This is a genomic window from Hymenobacter tibetensis, assembly GCF_022827545.1.
Classification (GTDB): Bacteria; Bacteroidota; Bacteroidia; order Cytophagales; family Hymenobacteraceae; genus Hymenobacter; species Hymenobacter tibetensis.
Window position 1 is genome coordinate 3,057,749 of record NZ_CP094669.1, and the last position, 18,958, is coordinate 3,076,706.

General features: G+C 56.7%; 11 protein-coding genes. 6 read left to right on the forward strand and 5 right to left on the reverse strand.

The window, feature by feature from the left end; genetic code table 11:
* Nucleotides 1-76: 76 nt before the first annotated feature.
* From MTX78_RS12265 to MTX78_RS12275, 3 genes are all read left to right on the forward strand, one after another.
* Nucleotides 77-3,298: an efflux RND transporter permease subunit gene (locus tag MTX78_RS12265; RefSeq protein ID WP_243794354.1), complete on the forward strand. Its 3,222-nt coding sequence runs from the start codon at nucleotides 77-79 to the stop codon at nucleotides 3,296-3,298.
* Between the two features lie 147 nt (nucleotides 3,299-3,445).
* Entirely contained in the window at nucleotides 3,446-3,652 is a 207-nt protein-coding gene (locus MTX78_RS12270) for a heavy-metal-associated domain-containing protein (RefSeq protein WP_243794361.1), read from the forward strand.
* A gap of 257 nt (nucleotides 3,653-3,909) precedes the next feature.
* The gene (locus MTX78_RS12275) at nucleotides 3,910-5,013 is read left to right on the forward strand and encodes an SGNH/GDSL hydrolase family protein (protein ID WP_243794374.1); all 1,104 of its coding nucleotides are present in this window, start codon (nucleotides 3,910-3,912) and stop codon (nucleotides 5,011-5,013) included.
* Nucleotides 5,014-5,219: 206 nt separating this feature from the next.
* On the opposite strand, the gene MTX78_RS12280 is transcribed toward MTX78_RS12275, so the two are convergent.
* Together MTX78_RS12280 and MTX78_RS12285 are read right to left on the reverse strand one after the other, a co-directional pair.
* Nucleotides 5,220-6,521: an amidohydrolase family protein gene (locus MTX78_RS12280; protein WP_243794377.1), complete on the reverse strand. Its 1,302-nt coding sequence runs from the start codon at nucleotides 6,519-6,521 to the stop codon at nucleotides 5,220-5,222.
* Between the two features lie 69 nt (nucleotides 6,522-6,590).
* Nucleotides 6,591-9,674, reverse strand: coding sequence for an amidohydrolase family protein (locus tag MTX78_RS12285; protein WP_243794379.1), 3,084 nt, complete (start codon nucleotides 9,672-9,674; stop codon nucleotides 6,591-6,593).
* A gap of 301 nt (nucleotides 9,675-9,975) precedes the next feature.
* On the opposite strand from MTX78_RS12285, the gene MTX78_RS12290 reads away from it, so the two are divergent.
* On the forward strand, nucleotides 9,976-11,427 hold the full coding sequence (locus MTX78_RS12290) for an amidohydrolase (RefSeq protein ID WP_243794388.1): 1,452 nt from the start codon (nucleotides 9,976-9,978) through the stop codon (nucleotides 11,425-11,427).
* A gap of 30 nt (nucleotides 11,428-11,457) precedes the next feature.
* Here the strand turns inward: MTX78_RS12290 and MTX78_RS12295 are convergent, their stop codons facing one another.
* The gene (locus tag MTX78_RS12295; protein ID WP_243794390.1) at nucleotides 11,458-12,666 is read right to left on the reverse strand and encodes a porin; all 1,209 of its coding nucleotides are present in this window, start codon (nucleotides 12,664-12,666) and stop codon (nucleotides 11,458-11,460) included.
* 240 nt (nucleotides 12,667-12,906) lie between these two features.
* Nucleotides 12,907-14,145, reverse strand: coding sequence for an ABC transporter permease (locus MTX78_RS12300; RefSeq protein WP_243794392.1), 1,239 nt, complete (start codon nucleotides 14,143-14,145; stop codon nucleotides 12,907-12,909).
* A 303-nt stretch (nucleotides 14,146-14,448) separates the two neighbouring features.
* Between MTX78_RS12300 and MTX78_RS12305 the strand changes: the two genes are divergently transcribed.
* Both MTX78_RS12305 and MTX78_RS12310 read left to right on the forward strand, forming a co-directional pair.
* The gene (locus tag MTX78_RS12305; RefSeq protein ID WP_394805581.1) at nucleotides 14,449-15,723 is read left to right on the forward strand and encodes an asparagine synthetase B; all 1,275 of its coding nucleotides are present in this window, start codon (nucleotides 14,449-14,451) and stop codon (nucleotides 15,721-15,723) included.
* Nucleotides 15,724-16,239: 516 nt separating this feature from the next.
* Complete coding sequence (locus MTX78_RS12310) at nucleotides 16,240-18,105, forward strand: glycoside hydrolase family 2 protein (RefSeq protein ID WP_243794393.1); 1,866 nt, start codon at nucleotides 16,240-16,242, stop codon at nucleotides 18,103-18,105.
* A gap of 216 nt (nucleotides 18,106-18,321) precedes the next feature.
* On the opposite strand, the gene miaE is transcribed toward MTX78_RS12310, so the two are convergent.
* Nucleotides 18,322-18,930 carry a tRNA-(ms[2]io[6]A)-hydroxylase gene (miaE, locus tag MTX78_RS12315; protein WP_243794396.1) on the reverse strand — a complete coding sequence of 203 codons (609 nt, stop codon included), beginning with the start codon at nucleotides 18,928-18,930 and terminating at the stop codon, nucleotides 18,322-18,324.
* Between the last annotated feature and the right edge of the window lie 28 nt (nucleotides 18,931-18,958).

Here is an 18,958-nt window from a genome sequence, read left to right on the forward strand (position 1 = left end):
GTGCCACCTCCTCCCAACTGAACCACGCTGACGCTGCCCCTGCAGCCCATCCAGTGGATCGTTGAAAGCTTCCTTTATGCTCGATCAAATCATTCGCTTTGCCCTGCAAAACCGCCTGCTACTGTTGGCTTTTGCCGTGGGCCTGCTCGTGGCGGGCACCTACACCGCCCGCCAGCTCCCCGTAGACGTGCTGCCTGACCTGGACCGTCCGCGCGTGACTGTGTTCCTTGAAGCGGCGGGCATGGCGCCGGAAGAGGTAGAGGCACTTGTTACGCTGCCCGTAGAAACCGCTCTGAACGGGGCCACCGGCGTATCGGCGGTGCGCTCCAACTCGGCTATCGGGCTGGGCATGGTGTTCGTGGAGTTCGACTACGGCACCGATATTTTCACGGCCCGCCAGATTGTAAGTGAGAAGCTGCAAACCGTGGGCGAGCAGCTACCCACGGGCATCACGCCGGTGCTGGGGCCTATTTCGTCGGTGATGGGTCAGATTATGCTGGTGGGCCTCTCGGGCGGACAGCAAACCAACGCGGCCGACCTCCGCACGCTAGCCAACTACACCGTGCGCCAGCGCCTGCTCTCCATCCCCGGCGTGGCTCAGGTGATTCCCATCGGCGGCGACAACCTACAGTACCAAGTGCTTCTCGACATGCCCCGCCTCAACGCCACCGGCCTGACCGTGACGCAGGTGGAAGAGGCCCTACGTAACTCCAACCTGAACACCACCGGCAACTTTTTCGACCGCAACGGCTCGGAAGTGCTGATCCGCAACCTTGGCCGCCTGCGCTCGGTGCAGGACATCGAGAACATCATTGTGGGCTACCGTGCTCAGTCGCCGATACGGGTGGCGGACGTGGCCCGCGTGGATTTTGGGGCCCGCTTCAAGCGCGGCGACGGCAGCGTAAACGGCCAGCCGGCCGTTATTCTCAGCATCGAGAAGCAGCCGGGCGCGGCCACCGTAGGCCTCACGGAGGCCGTGGAAAAGGCGTTGGTGGAGCTAAAACCTTCACTGCCCAAGGATGTGCAGCTGAACACCCGCCTGTTCAAGCAGTCGGAGTTTATCGAGTCGTCGATTACCAACGTGGAAGAGGCGTTGCGCGACGGGGCCATTCTGGTGGTTATTGTGCTGTTTGCCTTTCTGCTGAACGTGCGCACCACGTTTATCTCCCTAGTAGCCATTCCCTTGTCGTTGCTCGTAACGGCGCTGGTATTCCGCTTCGCGGGCATCAGCATCAACACCATGACCCTGGGCGGCCTGGCCATCGCCATTGGCGAGCTGGTGGACGACGCCATCGTGGACGTGGAAAACGTGTACCGCCGCCTGCGCGAAAACCGCCAGCTGCTGCAGCCCCGGCCGGTATTGCAGGTGATTTATTCGGCTTCCAGCGAAGTGCGCAACTCCATCGTGTACGCCACCATCATTGTGGTGCTGGTGTTTTTGCCCCTGTTTGCGCTGGAAGGCATGGAAGGCCGCATTTTCGCGCCCCTCGGCATTGCCTATATCACCAGCATCGTGGCTTCGCTGTTCGTATCGCTGACCGTGACGCCGGTGCTCTGCTACTACCTGCTGCCCCGCATGAAGCAGATGAGCCACGTGGAAACGGATGGCGGGCTGGTGCGTTGGCTGAAGAAAAAAGATGCGCGGTTACTGCATTGGGGCCTCGCGCACCCCAAGCTGATTCTCTCCACCACGGCGTTGCTGTTTGTGATGGCCGCCGCCCTGGTGCCCTTCTTCGGCACCGAGTTTCTGCCGCCCTTCAACGAAGGCTCCCTGACCGTCAACTTTTCGGCCCCGGCCGGCACCTCCCTCACCGAATCCAACAAGCTCGGCACCTTGGGCGAACAGCAGATGCTAAAGATTCCGGAAGTGGCCTACACCGCCCGCCGTACCGGCCGCGCCGAACTGGACGAGCACGCGGAGTCGGTCAACAACTCGGAAATCGAAGTGGCTTTCAAGACCGAAGCCGAGTTGAAGAAAGAAGGCAAAACCATGCGCAGCCGCGACGAAATTCTGGCCGACATGCGCACCAAGCTGGCGTTGATAACCGGAGTGAACGTGAACATCGGCCAGCCCATATCGCACCGCCTCGACCACCTTTTGTCGGGTGTGCGGGCGCAGGTGGCCATTAAAGTTTTCGGCAACGACCTGCTGGAACTGCGCCGCTACGCCAACGACGTGCGCGCGGCCGCAGCCACCGTGCCCGGCGTGGTAGACCTGCAAGTAGAGAAACAGGTGCAGATTCCGCAGCTGCTTGTTCGCCCCCGCGACCAAGCGCTGCGCGCCTACGGCATGGAACGCGGCGAAGTGGTGCGCGACCTGGAAACGCTGTTTCAGGGCTCGGTAGTGTCGCAGATGCTCGACGGGCAGAAGCGCTTCGACTTGGTGGTGAAGCTACCGGAAGCGCAGCGCAACGACATAGCGGCCATCAGCCAGACCCGGATAGAAACCCCAAGCGGGGCCCTGATTCCGGTAAGTGAAGTGGCCGACGTGAGCTACGAGCCCGGTCCCAACACCATCAACCACGAAAACACCCAACGCCGCATTACCATCTCGCTGAACGTGGCCGAGCGCGACTTAGGCTCGACGGTAAAAGAGATTCAGCAGAAAGTGAGTGCGCAGGTGCAGTTGCCGGCGGGCTACTACCTCACCTACGGCGGGCAGTTTGAGAGCCAGCAGTCGGCCTCGCAGAAGATTCTGTGGCTGAGCTTGTTTTCGTTGGCAGGTATTTTTCTGGTGCTGTACTCGCACTTCAAGTCCACGTACATGGTGGGCCAAATCATGCTCAACATTCCGCTGGCGCTGATTGGCTCGGTGGTGGCGGTGCTGCTTACCGGCGGCACGTTCAGCATCGCCTCGTTGGTGGGGTTCATTACGCTCACCGGCATTGCTTCGCGCAACGGCATCATGATGATTTCCCACTACATCCATCTGGTAGAGCACGAAGGCGAAAAGTTCGGCCTGCCGATGATTGTGCGCGGCTCATTGGAACGGCTGGTGCCGGTGCTGATGACAGCCTTGGTGGCGGCGCTGGCTTTGGTGCCCTTAACCCTGACCAAGGATGCGCCGGGCAAGGAAATTCTCTACCCCGTAGCCACCGTTATCCTCGGCGGCCTGCTCAGCTCCACCTTCCTCGACATCATCGTGACACCCGTAGTGTTCTGGCTGGTTGGGGAAAAAGCACTGGCGCAATACTTCGCCTCCCGCCAAGAAAAGGGCCTCGACCCGCATCCACAAGAGCTGGATGCCCAACCCCTTACACCCCCTACCGACTTAAATCCCGTGCAGCCTGCGGTGTAGGCAACGGGGTTCGGGCGGTGTTTGGAGCCGCTGAAAATCATGCAAGTCCCAGGCGCAATCCTGTACCGTTACGGCGGCACACGCCGGTACTTTTGGGCGTTTACTTTATAGCCTGCCTACCTGCGGGCGGTTCCAAACGCAACTCTCATGAAAACGCTCCACTTCAAAACCAACATCAACTGTGGCGGCTGTATAAAAGCCGTTACACCCACCCTGAACGGCGAAAAAGCCATTGCCTCCTGGCAAGTGGACACCGCAACCCCCAATAAGATTCTGACAGTACAAACCGATTTAAGCGAAAATCAGCTGGTAGCCCTCATAGAGGAGGCTGGCTTTAAAGCCGAAACAGTATAACGCACCGGGAAATCACGCAACCGGTGGTTCCAGCTTTGGAGCAGCGCATTGTGCTGCTACTGAGGCTGGAACTTTACTTTTAAGAAACTACCTGTGCTGGCATACAAGGAGCCTTTCTTTAGCTAGTTCTATATGAGAGCAACGAAATGCTATTTTTGCCCGCCCGGCCTCCTTGCTGGTTGCTGGCAGGCGCGGCCGATACCGCTATACTGCGCCTTTCTTGCTTGCGCATTTCTCTTGAAAGGCCACTTCCTTCTATGAAAACAACCAACGCCTATCTGCTAACAGCTCTGTGCTGTGCTGCCCTAAGCTGTGCGCCTTCCCGGCCCGGCACCAGTACTTCCGACACCCTGCCGGCAACCTCCTTGCAGCCGTATGGCCGAACTTCCATCAACGGCCAGCAGTTGGAGCTGATCAGTTCGGCGGTGCATTTCGGGTTTAGCTTCGAGGGCGAGCAGTGCCAGGTCTTTGCCTCCCTACCCAACGGCCAAGGCCATAATTACCTGCAATACGAGCTGGATGGCGTATATCAGAAGCGCATCAGACTGACCGGCGACTCGAAAGAACCCTTGGTTATAGCAGCTCCTGGCGCAGGCAAGCACACCGTTTGGATCTACAAAGCCACCGAAGCGCACACGGGCGCTATTGCCATTGAGAAAGTGGTAGGCAACAACATAAAGTCGTTGCAGAAGCCGCAGGCGCCGGTCATCGAGTTTATCGGCAACAGCATTACGTGCGGGGCCGCCGCCGACCCGTCGGAAACGCCTTGCGGCACCGGCCAATACCACGACCAACACAACGCCTACATGGCCTATGGCCCACGAGTAGCCCGCGCCCTTAAAACCAACTTTGTGCTAAGCAGCGTTTCAGGCATTGGCATATACCGCAACTGGAACAGCCTTGGTCCTACCATGCCGGAGGTCTACGAAAAGGTTGATTTTCAAGCCACCAACCCGCAGCGCTGGAACTTCAGCACCGTTACGCCCACCGTGGTCAGCATTGCGCTCGGCACCAACGACTTCAGCAACGGCGACGGTAAGAAAGAGCGGTTGCCCTTTGACTCGGCTAGTTTCGTGGGGCGCTACGTGGAATTCGTAGATCTAGTGAAGTCCAAATACCCCAAGGTCCGAATCGCGCTGCTCAGCAGCGCCATGGTCAACGGCAAAAACCGCACGACTCTCCAAAACTGCCTCACCGCCGTCAAGCAGCAAGCCGATACCAGGCATCCAACCGACCAACCGGTAGCGCTGTATTTCTTTCACCCCATGCAGGCCCGTGGCTGCGGCGGCCACCCCAACGTGGAAGACCACGCCATCCTGGCTCAAGAGTTGACCCCGTTCTTTAAAAAGCTAGTGCCGTAGAATAACCTCGCTTAAACTCACCTACTATCAACAACAAGGGCCGTTTCCACAGGAAACGGCCCTTGTTGTTGATAGTAGGTGAGCTTTGAACCTATTAGGAAAGAAGCCCTGTCATTTCGACGTAGGAGGAATCTGGGTTATTTACTCCAACGGCTTCACTCAGATTCCTCCTGCGTCGGAATGACAGGGCTTATTCGGATAAGCTCTTACTTCATATCGTATTTGCCGCGAAACTTACGGTTCAGGTATAGCTGCTTGTTTTCCGGGCTGAAGGCTCGGCCGTCGATGTAGGCGCGGGTGATGTTGTTGGTGCGCATGTCCAACAGGTCGCCCTGGCTAACCACGAGGGTGGCGCTTTTGCCATTTTCGAGGCTGCCGTAGTCTTTGTCGAGGCCCAGGATGCGGGCGGGGCTTAGGGTTACGGCCGTTAGGGCTTGCTCGGGGGTGAGGCCGTGGCCAGCGGCCGTGCCGGCAATAAAGGCCAGGTTGCGGGAGCCGGCCGTTTCCATGCTGCCCTCATAGTCGAGGCAAAAGCGGATACCAGCCTGCTGCAGCATGTTGGGCAGTTTATAGGGCAAATCGTAGTCGTCGCCGGGGCGGCGAGGCAGCGCGTGGGTGCGCGAGAGGACCACCGCAATGTCGTTTTGCTTCAGAAAATCCAGCATCATCCAGGCGTCACGGGCCCCGATAACGGCCACTTTCGTTACGCCCAGGCGCTTAGCAAAGCTGACGGCCTCGATGATTTCCTTGCCGTAATCAGCATGGATAAACAACGTTTTGGACCCGTCGAAAAGGCCGCTCAACGCCGACAGGCGCAGGTTTTCCCGGCGGCCCGGCGCCAGGTTCTTGTAGGCCGAAGCTTCCGTGAACATCTGCTCTAGTTCCCGCAGCTGGGCTTGGCGGTCCTTGTTGCGCTTTTCCAACACCTTTTCGTCTTCGGCGGGGCTGAGTTTGAGCGCCATCAAAGGCCAGTTCAAATGGATACCATCATCAGGACGGACGGCGGCATCCTGCCAGTTCCAAGCGTCGAGCTGCACGATGCTGCTTTGGCCGGAAAGCACGCCGCCCCGGGGCGTAATCTGGGCCAGCAGCACCCCATTGGTTCGTACCGTCGGGATGATGTCGGAATCGGTATTGTAGGCAATCAGGGAGCGGACGTTGGGGTTCATGTTGCCCACTTCCTGCTCGTCCACCGTCGCCCGGATGGATTCGGTTTCAGTGAGCCCGAGCGTGGTATTGGGCAGAATCAGGCCGGGGTACACTTCCTGGCCTTTCACGTCAATCACCTCGTAGCCAGCGCGCTGCGTGAAGCCGCTCTGGTTGCCGGCGTACGTGATACGGCCTTTGTCGAAAGCCACAGCGGCGTCGGGCACTACCGTGCCATTGCCGACGTGCAGGTTGCCGCCCACCAGCAGGATAGGTTTGCTCTGCGGGGCCGCAGGGGTTGGTACTTGCGCGGCGGCCGTATGCGCGGCAAGCAGGCTGAAGTAGAAAAGTAGCTGTTTCATGGTTGCTGTTCTGGGCGTAATCGGATTCCTCTTCTAAGCTTAAGCCAAGATTGAAGAGGGCCGGTCGTTCTACTTGTCTAGTTCTTTATCGGTGCCTTCCGTGTCGCAATGGAAGTGGCCGGTGGCCTTGGCAGTTGGCGTTTGAGTGGGCGCACCGCCTTTCTTAGCCGCCAGCATTTTCTGGATGATGCGCAACCGCTCCCGCTCCATTTCCTGGCGCGCCACCTTGTCTGACTCAATGTCGAAAAACTGCCGTCCATCCACGAAGGTGCGTTCAGCGTGCGCATAAATGCTTAGCGGATGCGTGCTCCACAGCACTACATCGGCATCCTTGCCTTCCTTGATGCTGCCCATCTTGTTGTCGACGTGCAGCATTTTGGCCGGGTTGATGGTCACCAGCTTCAGCGCTTCTTCTTCCGACAAGCCCCCGTATTTCACCGTTTTGGCTGCTTCCTGGTTGAGGCGGCGGCTCATTTCGGCATCGTCGGAGTTGATGGCTACTACAAGGCCGGCATCGTGCATGATGGCGGCGTTGTACGGAATAGCGTCGCGCACTTCGTTTTTGTAGCCCCACCAGTCGGCGAAGGTGCTAGCAGCGGCACCGTGGGCCTTCATTTTGTCGGCCACTTTGTAGCCTTCCAGAATGTGGGTGAAGGTATTCACCTTGAAGCCCAGGCGGTCGGCCACGTTGAGAAGCATGTTAATTTCGCTTTGCACGTAGCTATGGCAGGTAATAAAGCGCTTGTTGTTCAGGATTTCCACCAGCGCATCCAGTTCCAGGTCACGGCGCGGGGCTTCGGTTTTCTTCTGCTTACCTTTGCCCAGCTTGTTGTAGGCAGCCCACTCCTTCTCGTACTCCCTGGCCCGCGTGAAGGCATCCACAAACACCTGCTCCACGCCCATCCGCGACTGTGGAAAGCGCAGCACGTTGGCTTCCCCAGCGTTGGATTGCTTCACGTTTTCGCCGAGCGCAAACTTGATAAACGGATCAGCACCAGCCACTTTCAACCCTTCGGGAGCCGCACCCCACCTGAGCTTGATCAGCTGCGACTGCCCCCCAATAGGGTTGGCCGAGCCGTGCAGCAGTTGGGAGGCGGTTACGCCACCGGCCAAATCACGGTACAAGTCCACGTCTTCGGGGTCGAGCACGTCGCCGATGCGCACTTCCGACGTTACGGCTTGCGTGCCTTCGTTCACCCCGCCAATGATACCAATGTGCGAGTGCTCATCAATGATGCCCGGCGTCAGGTGCTTGCCGGTGCCGTCGATAATGCGCGCATCCTTGGCCGACAAGCTTTTGCCCACCTTCGAGATTTTACCGCCCACCAACAGCACGTCAGTGTTTTCCAACTTGCCCGCAGCCTCGCTGGTCCACACGGTCGCATTCTTAATTAGCACCGTTTCCTGCTGCGGCATGGCCGCCCGCCCGTAGGCCGCAAACGGATACAGAATAGCACCTATCTGCACCGGCTCAGGCGCTTTGGCAGAATCGCGCTTGGCGGCGCGGCTGGCGGCTTCTTGCCGCTGTGCTGTCCACTTTACCTGAAAGGCATCTACCTGGCCATCGCCCCTGAACTGACGAGTTTCAGGCGTATAGTAGCCACTCAGCCGTATTGCTTCCGCCTTTTTATCTTTCTTGGAAGGGAAAACGATGGTCGCTAGCTCACCATTTACACTAATGCTGCCTTTTAAGGTGTCTCCCGGAGCGGTTACTACTTTCAATTGTGGCGCTTCTGGCTTGCCCTCCACAATCATAGCCATATCTGCCCCTAGTTTAAATTCGTTTGCTTTCACCTTGTCAGCAGTAACAAGTTGGAGCGCATACACCCCGCGGTAATCAGCAGGCAGCGTGCTGAGTTGGTACCGCTCGCCCTGCACCCAGTTGTCGAGCAGCACGTTGTCGTCCGCGAAAAGGCGCGTTGAACACACCAGAAAATTGGCTATCAGGCCGGGCTTGAGGCTACCTACTTGGTTTTGCGCCTTTACCAGCTCGGCTGGCGTGGCGGTCAGGGCTCGTAGGGCTTGTTCTTCGGTAAAGCCGTACTGAATGGCTTTGCGCAGATTGGGCAGAAATTTCTTTTTGTCCTTCAAGTCGGCGGCCGACAAGGCAATGGTCACGCCGGCTTTGGTAAGCAAGGCGGCGTTGGCAGGAGCCATTTCCCAGTGCTTCAACTCTTCTAGCGAAATGCGCGAAGCATCGTACACGTCATCGACGTTGTAGGCATCAGGGAAATTGAGGCTGATAATAAACGAAGCACCCGTCGCCTTCATATCCGCCACGCGCTGGTACTCGTCGCCGCGGCCCCTGATGATGTACTGGGTCTTGAACTCGTCGCCTAGCTTGTCGGCTCGCAAGGCGTTCAGCTTGTCGCTCACCTCGAAAATCTGGGGTAGCGGCTGCTGCTCTTGCCACGCCCGGAGCGAAAGGTTTTGCTCTTTGCCGGGGTTGCGCTGGTTCCAATCGGCGTCTAGGTAGGTCTGGCGGAGCAGCGCAATGCTGCCCATCAGGGAGCCGGGGTAGTTTTGGGTGCTGGTGCCTTTATCAAATGAATACCCAGCGGCGGCAATTGGGTTGAGCAACACCTCGTTTTCACGGTGGCCAGCTGTGGCTAGCGTGACCAGGGCCGCCGTCCCGCGGGCAATACCATCGGGCTGTTGGGTGAGCACGGCTCCAAAGCCCATTTTGCGGTAGACATCGGCTTGCTCGTCGTTGACTTTGAACTCGTTGGCAGCAACGGTCTCCGGGTGAATGGCCTGGTTCCAGTCGTAGGCGCCCCCTTTTTTGCTTTCAAACTGCGGTGGTGGCCGGCGGCCAGTCCGCTCGGGCAGCTTCACGTCGGGCAAGCCATAATTAGCAGCCAAATCCACGAAGCCAGGGTAGATGTACTTGCCCTTTAGGTCTTGGACCACGGCCCCGGCCGGAATCTTCACCTTGTTCCCAACGGCTTCCACCCGGCCGTCTCGAATAACGAGCGTCGCGTCGGTGAGCTTGGTTTTGTAGTCGGTGAAGATGGTGGCGTGGGTGAAAGCGTACAGGCCTGGCCGCTGGTCGTAAACGCCGTTGCGCGGATACGTACTCGGCTGAGCGTAAGCACTAAGGCCACCAAGCAGCAAGCCGCCCGCTAGCCCCAATCTAGGAGTAAAAGTTTGCATTCAGTTGTAGTTGGAAGAACAATGCTAGCCTGTGGTGATGCAGGCACTATTTCAAATGTAGAGAATTAGCCTTTCGCTGATTGGCCTTTTAGCCTCCAACATCTAAATAAAAGCTAAAACGATATAAGAATAGTGGGCAATAGTGACGAGAAGGTCGCTTCTGTTGCAGATATTGCCTTCTCGCGCTGAGTCAAACTACCTAGCGTCGTTGAGGCGGCATTCATATAGCTTGCTCAAGAAGTATTTCCTGAAAGCAGCAAGTAATCCTTGCGTTATCTATCTCCGCAAACCTACAAGGTGCATGAAACATACAGCTACTTACCTCTTACTACTTGGCATACTTTGCTTGTCGTCGGGGCCAGTACAAAAGGAAAAGCCAGACCGCAGCAATCCGCTTAAAGCACAGGCTACCAAGAACATCCAAAGCGCCTACCCCGAGTACCGCAAGATTGCGCTGCAAATCTGGGAGTATGCCGAGGTTGGGTACAAGGAAACCCAGAGTTCCGCCCTGCTCCAGCAAACCCTGCGTGACCAGGGCTTCGCCGTTGAAGCGGGCGTAGCTGATATTCCAACTGCTTTCGTGGCTACCTATGGCAGCGGCAAGCCAGTCATTGGCATTCTGGCGGAGTTCGATGCCCTCCCCGGCTTGTCGCAGCAGGCCACCGCCGAGAAAAAGCCGGTGGCGGGCAAAGACGCCGGCCACGGCTGCGGGCACAACCTGTTTGGCACGGCCAGTGTAGCCGCCGGAATTGAGTTGAAGAAGCTGATTGAGGCGCGCAAACTCAAGGGCACCATCAAGGTATATGGCACGCCCGCGGAAGAAGGCGGCAGCGGCAAAGTGTACATGGTGCGGGCCGGCCTGTTCCGTGAGGTAGATGCGGTAGTGCATTGGCACCCAGGCAGCGAGAACCGCGCGATGATGAACAACTACCTGGCAAACTCCTCGGCCAAATTCCGGTTTCGTGGGGTTTCGGCGCACGCAGCTATGGCGCCGGAACGCGGCCGGAGCGCCCTGGATGCCGTGGAAGCCATGAATACCATGGTCAACATGATGCGCGAACATATTCCGCAGGAAACGCGCATTCACTACGTCATCACCAGCGGCGGCAAAGCGCCCAACGTCGTGCCCGACTACGCGGAAGTGTATTACTATGTGCGGCATCCCAAGAAAGACGACGTCAAAGAAATCTTCGAGCGAGTAGTGAAAGCCGCCCAGGGCGCCGCGCTAGGCACCGGCACCACCATGGAATACGAGGTGATTGGTGGCACCCATGATCTGCTGCTCAATGAAACCCTGGCCAGGGCGTTGCAGCGCAACCTCGAACAAGTGGGTGGGGTAAGCTACAGTGCCGAGGAAAGCGAGTTCGGCAAGAAAATCCAAAGCTCCCTAGGCTTCACGGTGCCCGCCCTCACCGCGGCTGCCACAGTAGGCAAGTTTGAAACCCGGGAAGGCGGCGGCAGCACCGACGTCGGGGACGTAAGCTATGTAGTGCCCACCGTAGGACTGGAAGCCGCCACCTGGGTACCCGGCACCCCGGCCCACAGCTGGCAAGCCGTTGCCTGCGACGGCACCGAGGTAGGGACCAAAGGCATGATGGTGGCCGCCAAAACCATGACCATGACGGCCATTGACTTGTTTACTTCGCCCGAACTGCTGCGCCAAGCCCAGCAGGAGTTCAAGCAGGATGTGGGCACTTACATCTACAAGCCCTTGCTAGGTGACCGTAAGCCGGCCCTCACCTACCGCGACTAGCTGTTGCTACCAAGGCCTAGGAAGTGGCAGTTAAAAGTTTACCTGCGCCTGCAGGCGTAGCAAGCCACCGCGCTGCCGGTTGCTGGGGCGCTGAAAATCCTCGAATCGGCGCGAAGAAAGCGTGTACATGGTCACCAACTCGAAGCTGCTAAACGGCTGCCATTCCACCCCTAGTTCGGCTTCGCGTACGGTGTAGCTGCGGGCATCACGCTCATGCTTCTTACCGCCATCGTAGTACTGCAGGCGCAGAAACGGATAGAACTGTTGCTGTTGGTACTGCAGACGGTAGTTAAGCATTACGTAGCCGCCATGCAGGGGCTGCGTTTCTATGCTGTCTGTCTGCGGGTTGAACTCGGGGCCCCGGCCGGCATTGTACTCGGCCTGTACTCCAAAGGGCTGCGGATACAGCACGAACGTAGCCGCCACGCGCTGATCCAGGTAGTTCATGTCGGGGCGGTGCTTCACGCCTGCTGATAGTTGGTCTTTGGCTACTGCATATTGGCCACTATACGCCTGCAAGGCGGGCTCTATGATCTGCTGGCCCACCACCAGCGGATACGAAAGGCGAGCCACCACATGGCGCTCGTTGTTAAGTTCGGGGCGGTTGGAAGTTTGTCCGTTGAATACGCCCACTCCCAGTACGCCATAGTCACCAGAGCCTTTCAGCCCATCTTTTACCAGCCGGGAAAAACGCTGGCGCACTGCTGTAGGCGCCCAGTAAAACATAACGCCCAAGTCCCGCTCGTTGGAAAGCGCACTGTTCAGCGCGTCGTTGCGGTCGAGCGGCAGCCGGTTCTGGCTGGACTGCATGTTTTCGAAGCCGTAGGGCACCTTGCTTTGGCCTATCCGCAACCGAAATCGGTTGACCTTATCGAGACCCAAGTCCAGGTAGGCATCGCGCAGCTGACCGAAGTTGACGGTGGTGCTGCCGCTGGGGGCACTGGCAAAATCATGCTGCAAATAGAAGTAAGCCCGTTCGTGCAACTGCCCGTAGAGAATCAGGCGCACCCGGCGCAGCGAAAACCCACCGTTGTTGCCCCACGACCTGTCACATTGTTCACACGACAGATCGGGGTTGGTTTCAAGCAACCGGTTGTAGCGTGCCTGCATGTAGCCGCGAATAGCGAAGCTCTCAAACCATTTTTTGGTGGTTGCGGGAGCCTGCGCTACCGAGTCAGCAGTCTGTCCGTAGGCTTGTCCTACTACGAAAGCAAGAGCAAGGAGTAACAATTTCTTCATGAAATGATAATGCTAGCACAAAGTGCGGCATTAACTATTACCTCGATGTTACCCCTGTGTTACGCCAATGTTACCAATCCTAAATGCAGCTTTTCACCCCGTTCCCGCCTGGTTACGCTCAGGTTTCACTCTTGTTTTTTTCTCTGAATTGAAAATGGTAGGGCAAAAGAAAAAGGAGAAGCTACTCGCTTCTCCTTTTTCTTGCATTGTTAGGAGCCGTTGGCAGCCTCCCGTTCTCCGCTATTCGTAGCGCAGACTCTCAATTGGGTCGAGGCCGGCAGCTTTACTGGCTGGGTAATAGCCTGAGGCTAACCCAACCGTAACGCAGATAATCAAGCCTAAGGTCATCCAGAACCACGGCACTAGGAAGGTACCTTCACCTACAAACAAAGACACCGCGTTGCCCATGGATACGCCCAGAATAATGCCCAGTATCCCACCCATCAGGCAGATAACGATGGCCTCAATCAGGAACTGCTGTCGGATTTGAAAAGCCGTTGCCCCGAGCGCCTTACGGATACCTATCTCCCGCGTGCGCTCCGTCACCGACACCATCATAATGTTCATAAGGGCAATACTGGCCCCGAGTAACGTAATAAAACCAACCCCAAACCCACCCATTTTCAGACCTCCCGACAGGTTATCGAGCGTAGCGGCCATAGAGTCGGAGCGCTCTACGTCAAAGCTATCTTCTTGCCCCAAAGGGTCGTGCCGCACGGCGCGCATAATGCCGGTAGCTTGGCCCGTCAAGTAATTAAGCTCTTCGGGACGAGGCGTGGCGGTTTTTACATCGAAGGTGAGGGCGCGCTGGCGAGGCAATTGGTTGCCGGTTTCCAGCGGGATGAGCACCAGGCGGTCGGCGCCGCCTCCTTGGCCCGTACTGCCGCTTTTTTCGAGCATGCCTACTACCAGAAAGCGGCGGCCCAGCAAGTATACGTACTTGCCCAACGGGCTTTCGGCGGGGTACAGTTTCTCTTTAATTTCGGCCCCTACAATGGCTACATTGGTTCCGTTCTCCAGTTCCAGAGGCGAAAAGGCGCGCCCCGCCCCCAGGTTGTAGCTTTGAATCTGCAGGTAGTTTTCGTCACCGGCTACTACCTGCACGTTAGGGTTGGTTTTCTGCCCGTTGGCCTTCACTTCAGCACTACCCGAAATGAATGCCGAGATACCAACCTGCGCTTCGTCGCCCAGTGCTTGTTTGTATTTCTTTGCTTGCAGCAAACTGATAGGCGGGTAAATTCGGCCCTGTACGCCCCCTCGCCGAAACCGGTTGGTATAGCCCTTCGCCTTCATCTCGAAAGAATTGGCGCCCAGACTTGCAAAAGTCTGGTTCAAAGAATACTTCATGGCATCAATAGCCGTTAGAATGCCCACCAAGGCCATAATCCCGATACTGACGATAAGGGCTGTTAGGACGGTCCGCAGCAAATTGCTGTGAATGGAACGGAAAGCCTCCTTGATGTTTTCTAGCAAGTGCATAACGACAGGACAAAAAGGCGCGGGCGGCGCAGAACCCGACTCAGCTTAACGTCTTCCAAAGCCGTTCAAGAAGCAGTAGGGACACGCAATGTAGCGCGTTTTCAGCACATACAGGGCCCTCCTTCCTTGCTTTGAAAATGAGGATCAATATTTGATTATTTTAATTTTATAGTTTCTCGAATAGGTCCTAGTTTCCTGCGTAATTCCTTTAAATTTAACTGATCAGAAAACCTGCAACGGCGCTTTTTTATTTAGTTTTTGTCAACTTACCATGCGTCTGCAGTTCCTTTCACCTTTCGCTATATGACCTTCCCTCGTTTTTTCCTTGTGCTGCTGCTGGTAGTTGGGGTGGCGGCGCCTACCATGGTGCGCGCCAACCATGTGCTTATTCCCATGGACCAAGCACAGAAAGAGCATCTGAAGGCCTACGGTATTGCTTACTGGCTGCTTACCAAGCAAGTGGAGGTGGACTGGCTACTTAATTACCGCGGCGGGTCCTTTGCCTGTGAGGTAGCAACCGGGGTGGAAAACGAGTTGGCTGTGCGCAACGTCTCCTACCAGGTTATCAGCGAAGCGCAGTACACCAGCATCCTGTCGGAAATAGCTGACCCGAACGCCAATATGGATGTCATGAAGCTAGAGAAAGTACCTAAGATTGCCGTGTACACGCCCAAAGGCAAGCAGCCCTGGGACGACGCCGTAACCATGGTACTAGGATACGCCGAAATTCCGTACGACCAGATATACGACGACGACGTGCTGGACGGCAAGCTGCCCAAGTACGACTGGCTACACCTGCACCACGAGGATTTTACGGGCCAGAACGGTAAGTTTTATGCCATGTACCGCAACCGCCCCTGGTATCAGCAGCAAATTCGGGAGGCCGAAGCCGCCGCCAAACGCCACGGCTTCACCAAGACTTCGCAAATGAAGGCGGCCGTCGTGACCAAAATGCAGGAGTTTGTTGCGGGAGGTGGCTTTCAGTTTGCCATGTGCTCTGCCACTGATACCTATGACATTGCGTTGGCGGGCTTGGGCGTGGACATGGCCGAAAGTATGTACGACGGCGACCCGGCCGACCCCGCCGCACAAAGCAAGCTCAACTTCAACCGCACCTTGGCTTTCAAAGACTTCCAGATTGTGCGCGACCCGTACCAGTACGAGTTCAGCAACATCGACATGGATATGCGCGAACGGGGCGTGTACGAAGACAACGACTTCTTTCAGCTCTTCACCTTCTCGGCCAAGTATGACCCTGTGCCCACCATGCTCACCCAGAACCACGAGAAAACCATTAAGGGGTTCATGGGCCAGACAACTGCGTTCCGCAAAACCCTCATCAAGTCCGACGTAGTAATAATGGGCGACAACAAAGCCTCGGGCGAGGTACGCTACATGCATGGCACCCTGGGTAAAGGCACTTGGACTTTCTATGGCGGCCACGACCCTGAAGACTACCAGCATATGGTGGAAGAAGAGCCTACCGACTTGGCCTTGCACCCTAATTCGCCAGGTTACCGTCTGATTTTGAACAACGTCCTGTTTCCAGCTGCCAAAAAGAAGAAACAAAAGACCTGATATCCCATTGCCTTCATGGGCCGTTCCATTGATAAAAAAGGAACCTGGGTTTGCATTTATCGGCCAACCCAGGTTCCTTTTTTGCTCTCTTCCTGTCTCCTATTTCCAACCATAACAGCCTGCGGCAGCAAAGCTGAACGAATACACTACATCCTCGCTGGCATTTGCTTGCCAGCGGCAACTACGCCGGGTGATAGTTCGGAATAGCAGTACCAAAGCTGGTTAGTGGTAGTATCAACATGCGTGAAACCCCTCTGTAATTCACTGGCCAACTGCTCGTTCCTTGTAATGATTCAGCATATAAGAACAGCTGTGCAGATAACATTTCGGGAACATTGCTGTCTTCTTGAACAGCTAGCGCAGCATGCGTGAGGATAAGGTATTGGTACGGAATACTAGAAAAGGACAGCACAAACGTCATTTCTAACGTACTTTCCCAAAGCCCGGCAGTGCTGCCTGCTAGCCGTGTGCGGCGTAATGCCGTGGCATGGTGTATCTCGTTCTAAACCAACCTCTATGAATTCCGAGCAAACCAACTACGGTCTATCTATTAGCCAAGAAGAGCTGAACGTTCCGGAACCATTCGTTAACCCACTACCCCGCGCTGTATTGCGCCTTAACACCCACGTCCTACTCGATGGCGACTGGCGCTTCGCCCTCGACCTTGAAGATACCGGCTTACGCGACGGCTGGCATTTGGGGCATTACTACGAGCACCGAGCCCAGTGGCCAGGCTCTGTGGAAGAGCATATAGCGCAGGCGCACGGTCAGCAGGAGCCCGCCACCTGGCACGACAGTGTGGTGGCGTGGTACGAACGGGAGTTTACGCTCCCTGAAGTAGCAGAATCTCTCAACCGCTCCATGCTTCAGCTCACCTTTGGAGCCTGCGGCTACGAAACCCGGGTGTGGCTCAATGGCCGCTTGCTACGCACCATAGAAGGCGAGGAAATTCACTACGGCGAGTACACATCTTTCTCGTACGAGCTGCAAGCCGAGCATCTGCGCCCGGTCAACCGCCTCACGGTGCGCGTAGCCGACACGCTGGATGCCGAGACGCCGCGGGGCAAGCAAGAGTCGCACGTGTACAAGCGGGGCGGCATTTGGTACCAGACTTCCACTGGCGCAGTGCGCAGCATCTGGCTGGAAATGGTGGAACGCAACCGTCTTCGCTCCCGGGTAGGGGTAGTAAGCGTGGTAGAAGACCAGTTGGTGCGGTTCACCGTTACGCCCCGCATACATGACCCTGGGCATTACACTTTGCGCCTGCAAGTGTTCGAGCGCAACGCCCAACCAAACACGCCCCCGTTAGCTACATCCGACTTCAAGCTGAACCTGGAGGCGGGCCAACGACAACAGCGTGTGGTGATGGAAGTACCCGACGCTCGGTTATGGTCGCCGGAAGCGCCCAACCTGTACCGGTTGGTTGCTCAGCTCATCGACGAGGAAGGCTACGCCGCCCAAATCGAAACGTATTTCGGACTGCGAAAAATAGAAGCTCGTGGCCGGTATGTGTACCTCAACAACGAGCCTGTTTACTTAGATGGCATTCTGTATCAGCCTGGTACGGCCACCTATGCAGAAGTACGGCGCCATATGTATGCCATGAAGGAGCTTGGCTGCAACTTGGTGCGCGTACATATTGCCGGCGTCGATCCACGCATCTACAACCTAGCCGACGAGCTAGGGCTGTTGCTGTGGGTGGAGGTGCCGAGCCCGCACAGTTCCACCGCTCGTAGCCGCGAAAACCATCGTGCCGAATTAATGCGCATGCTCACGCTTATTGGCACGCATCCGTCGGTGGTTATTTGGAGCTTGTACAACGAAGACTGGGGCGCCCAGGACATTGCCACCAATCCCGAAACGCGCCGCTACATCGTGGACATGTACCATTACCTGCAACTCGCGCACCCGCAGTTCTTGGTAGTCGACAATGATGGCTGGCACCATATCTCTCACGAAGGACGCTTGAAGTCTGACTTGCTTACGGCACATTTGTATACGCCTGATTTGCGCCGCTGGCAGGAATTGCTCGACCGGTTGGTACAGGGCGAACTAGAAGGTACTGCAGCTTTCCCCCTCGTCGTCGGCGACCCATTTTTCTACCGCAAGCAGGTGCCGCTGCTGGTCAGCGAATGGGGCGGCTTCGGCTTCCCCGACTACGGTGGCCCGAAAGACGCCGAGAGCCGCGCCGAAGACATCCGCCTCTTCAAACAAGAACTCCGCGCCCGTCCCATTGCCGGCGACGTGTACACGCAGGCCACCAACATTGAAGATGAGCGCAACGGCATCATCGACGTACACACCGGCACCCTAACCGTGCCACCAGGCTTGCTGAATTCCCGGACTCCGAAAACAACCGAAGAGCCGGAAGTGGGCCACTAAGTATCACACACAAAAGCGCCGCCTTGCAGCTAGTTGCAAGGCGGCGCTTTTGTGTGCTTGTTATAAACAAGTTACGCGCACATGTCTTGTCATTCCGACGCAGGAGGAATTTAGGTCACGCCGCTCAACAAGTGGACTTAGATTGTTCCTGCGTCGGAATGACAATGATTAGTTTGAGGAATGATAGCCATTGTGAGAAAAAGGGTAATCCAAGGATTAGTGCATCCGGTCGTCGCGGACAGGCAGATTGGTTACAATTTCGCCTTCTATCTTTAGCAGTTCCTGCAGACGAGCTTCCACATCTTTCGGATCGCAGTACTCCTTAGCAAGGTCCACGTAGCTCACAAAGTGACCGGCCTCCGACACCATCAGCTCATAGTAGAATTTGCTTAGCTCGGGGTCCGGAATGTGCTTCCAAAGCAGCTTGAACCGCTCACAGCTGCGGGCTTCAATGAGAGCCGACACAAGTAGTTGATCTAGAAGCTGCCGCTCACGCGGCCCGCCTTTGCGCACATGGGCCAGCAGTTGTACCACGTACTCGTCGCGGCGGGGGCGCCCGAGCTGGTAGCCTCGCTTACGCAGTTCCAGCAGTACCCGCTCGAAATGGCTCCACTCTTCGGCCACCAAATCGGTTAGCTCGTCTACGAGCCGAGTTTTCTCGGGATAGTGGATAATCATGCTGATGCCGGTGCTAGCCGCTTTCTGTTCGCACCACGCATGGTCAACGAGAATGTCCTCGATGTTCTTGCTTGCAATGTCTACCCACCGCGGATCGGTATTGAGCTTGAGTTTGAGGATGGTTTTTTCTTGATTCTGAGATTCCATAGAGGAGAGGCGTAAGAACAGCTTGGCA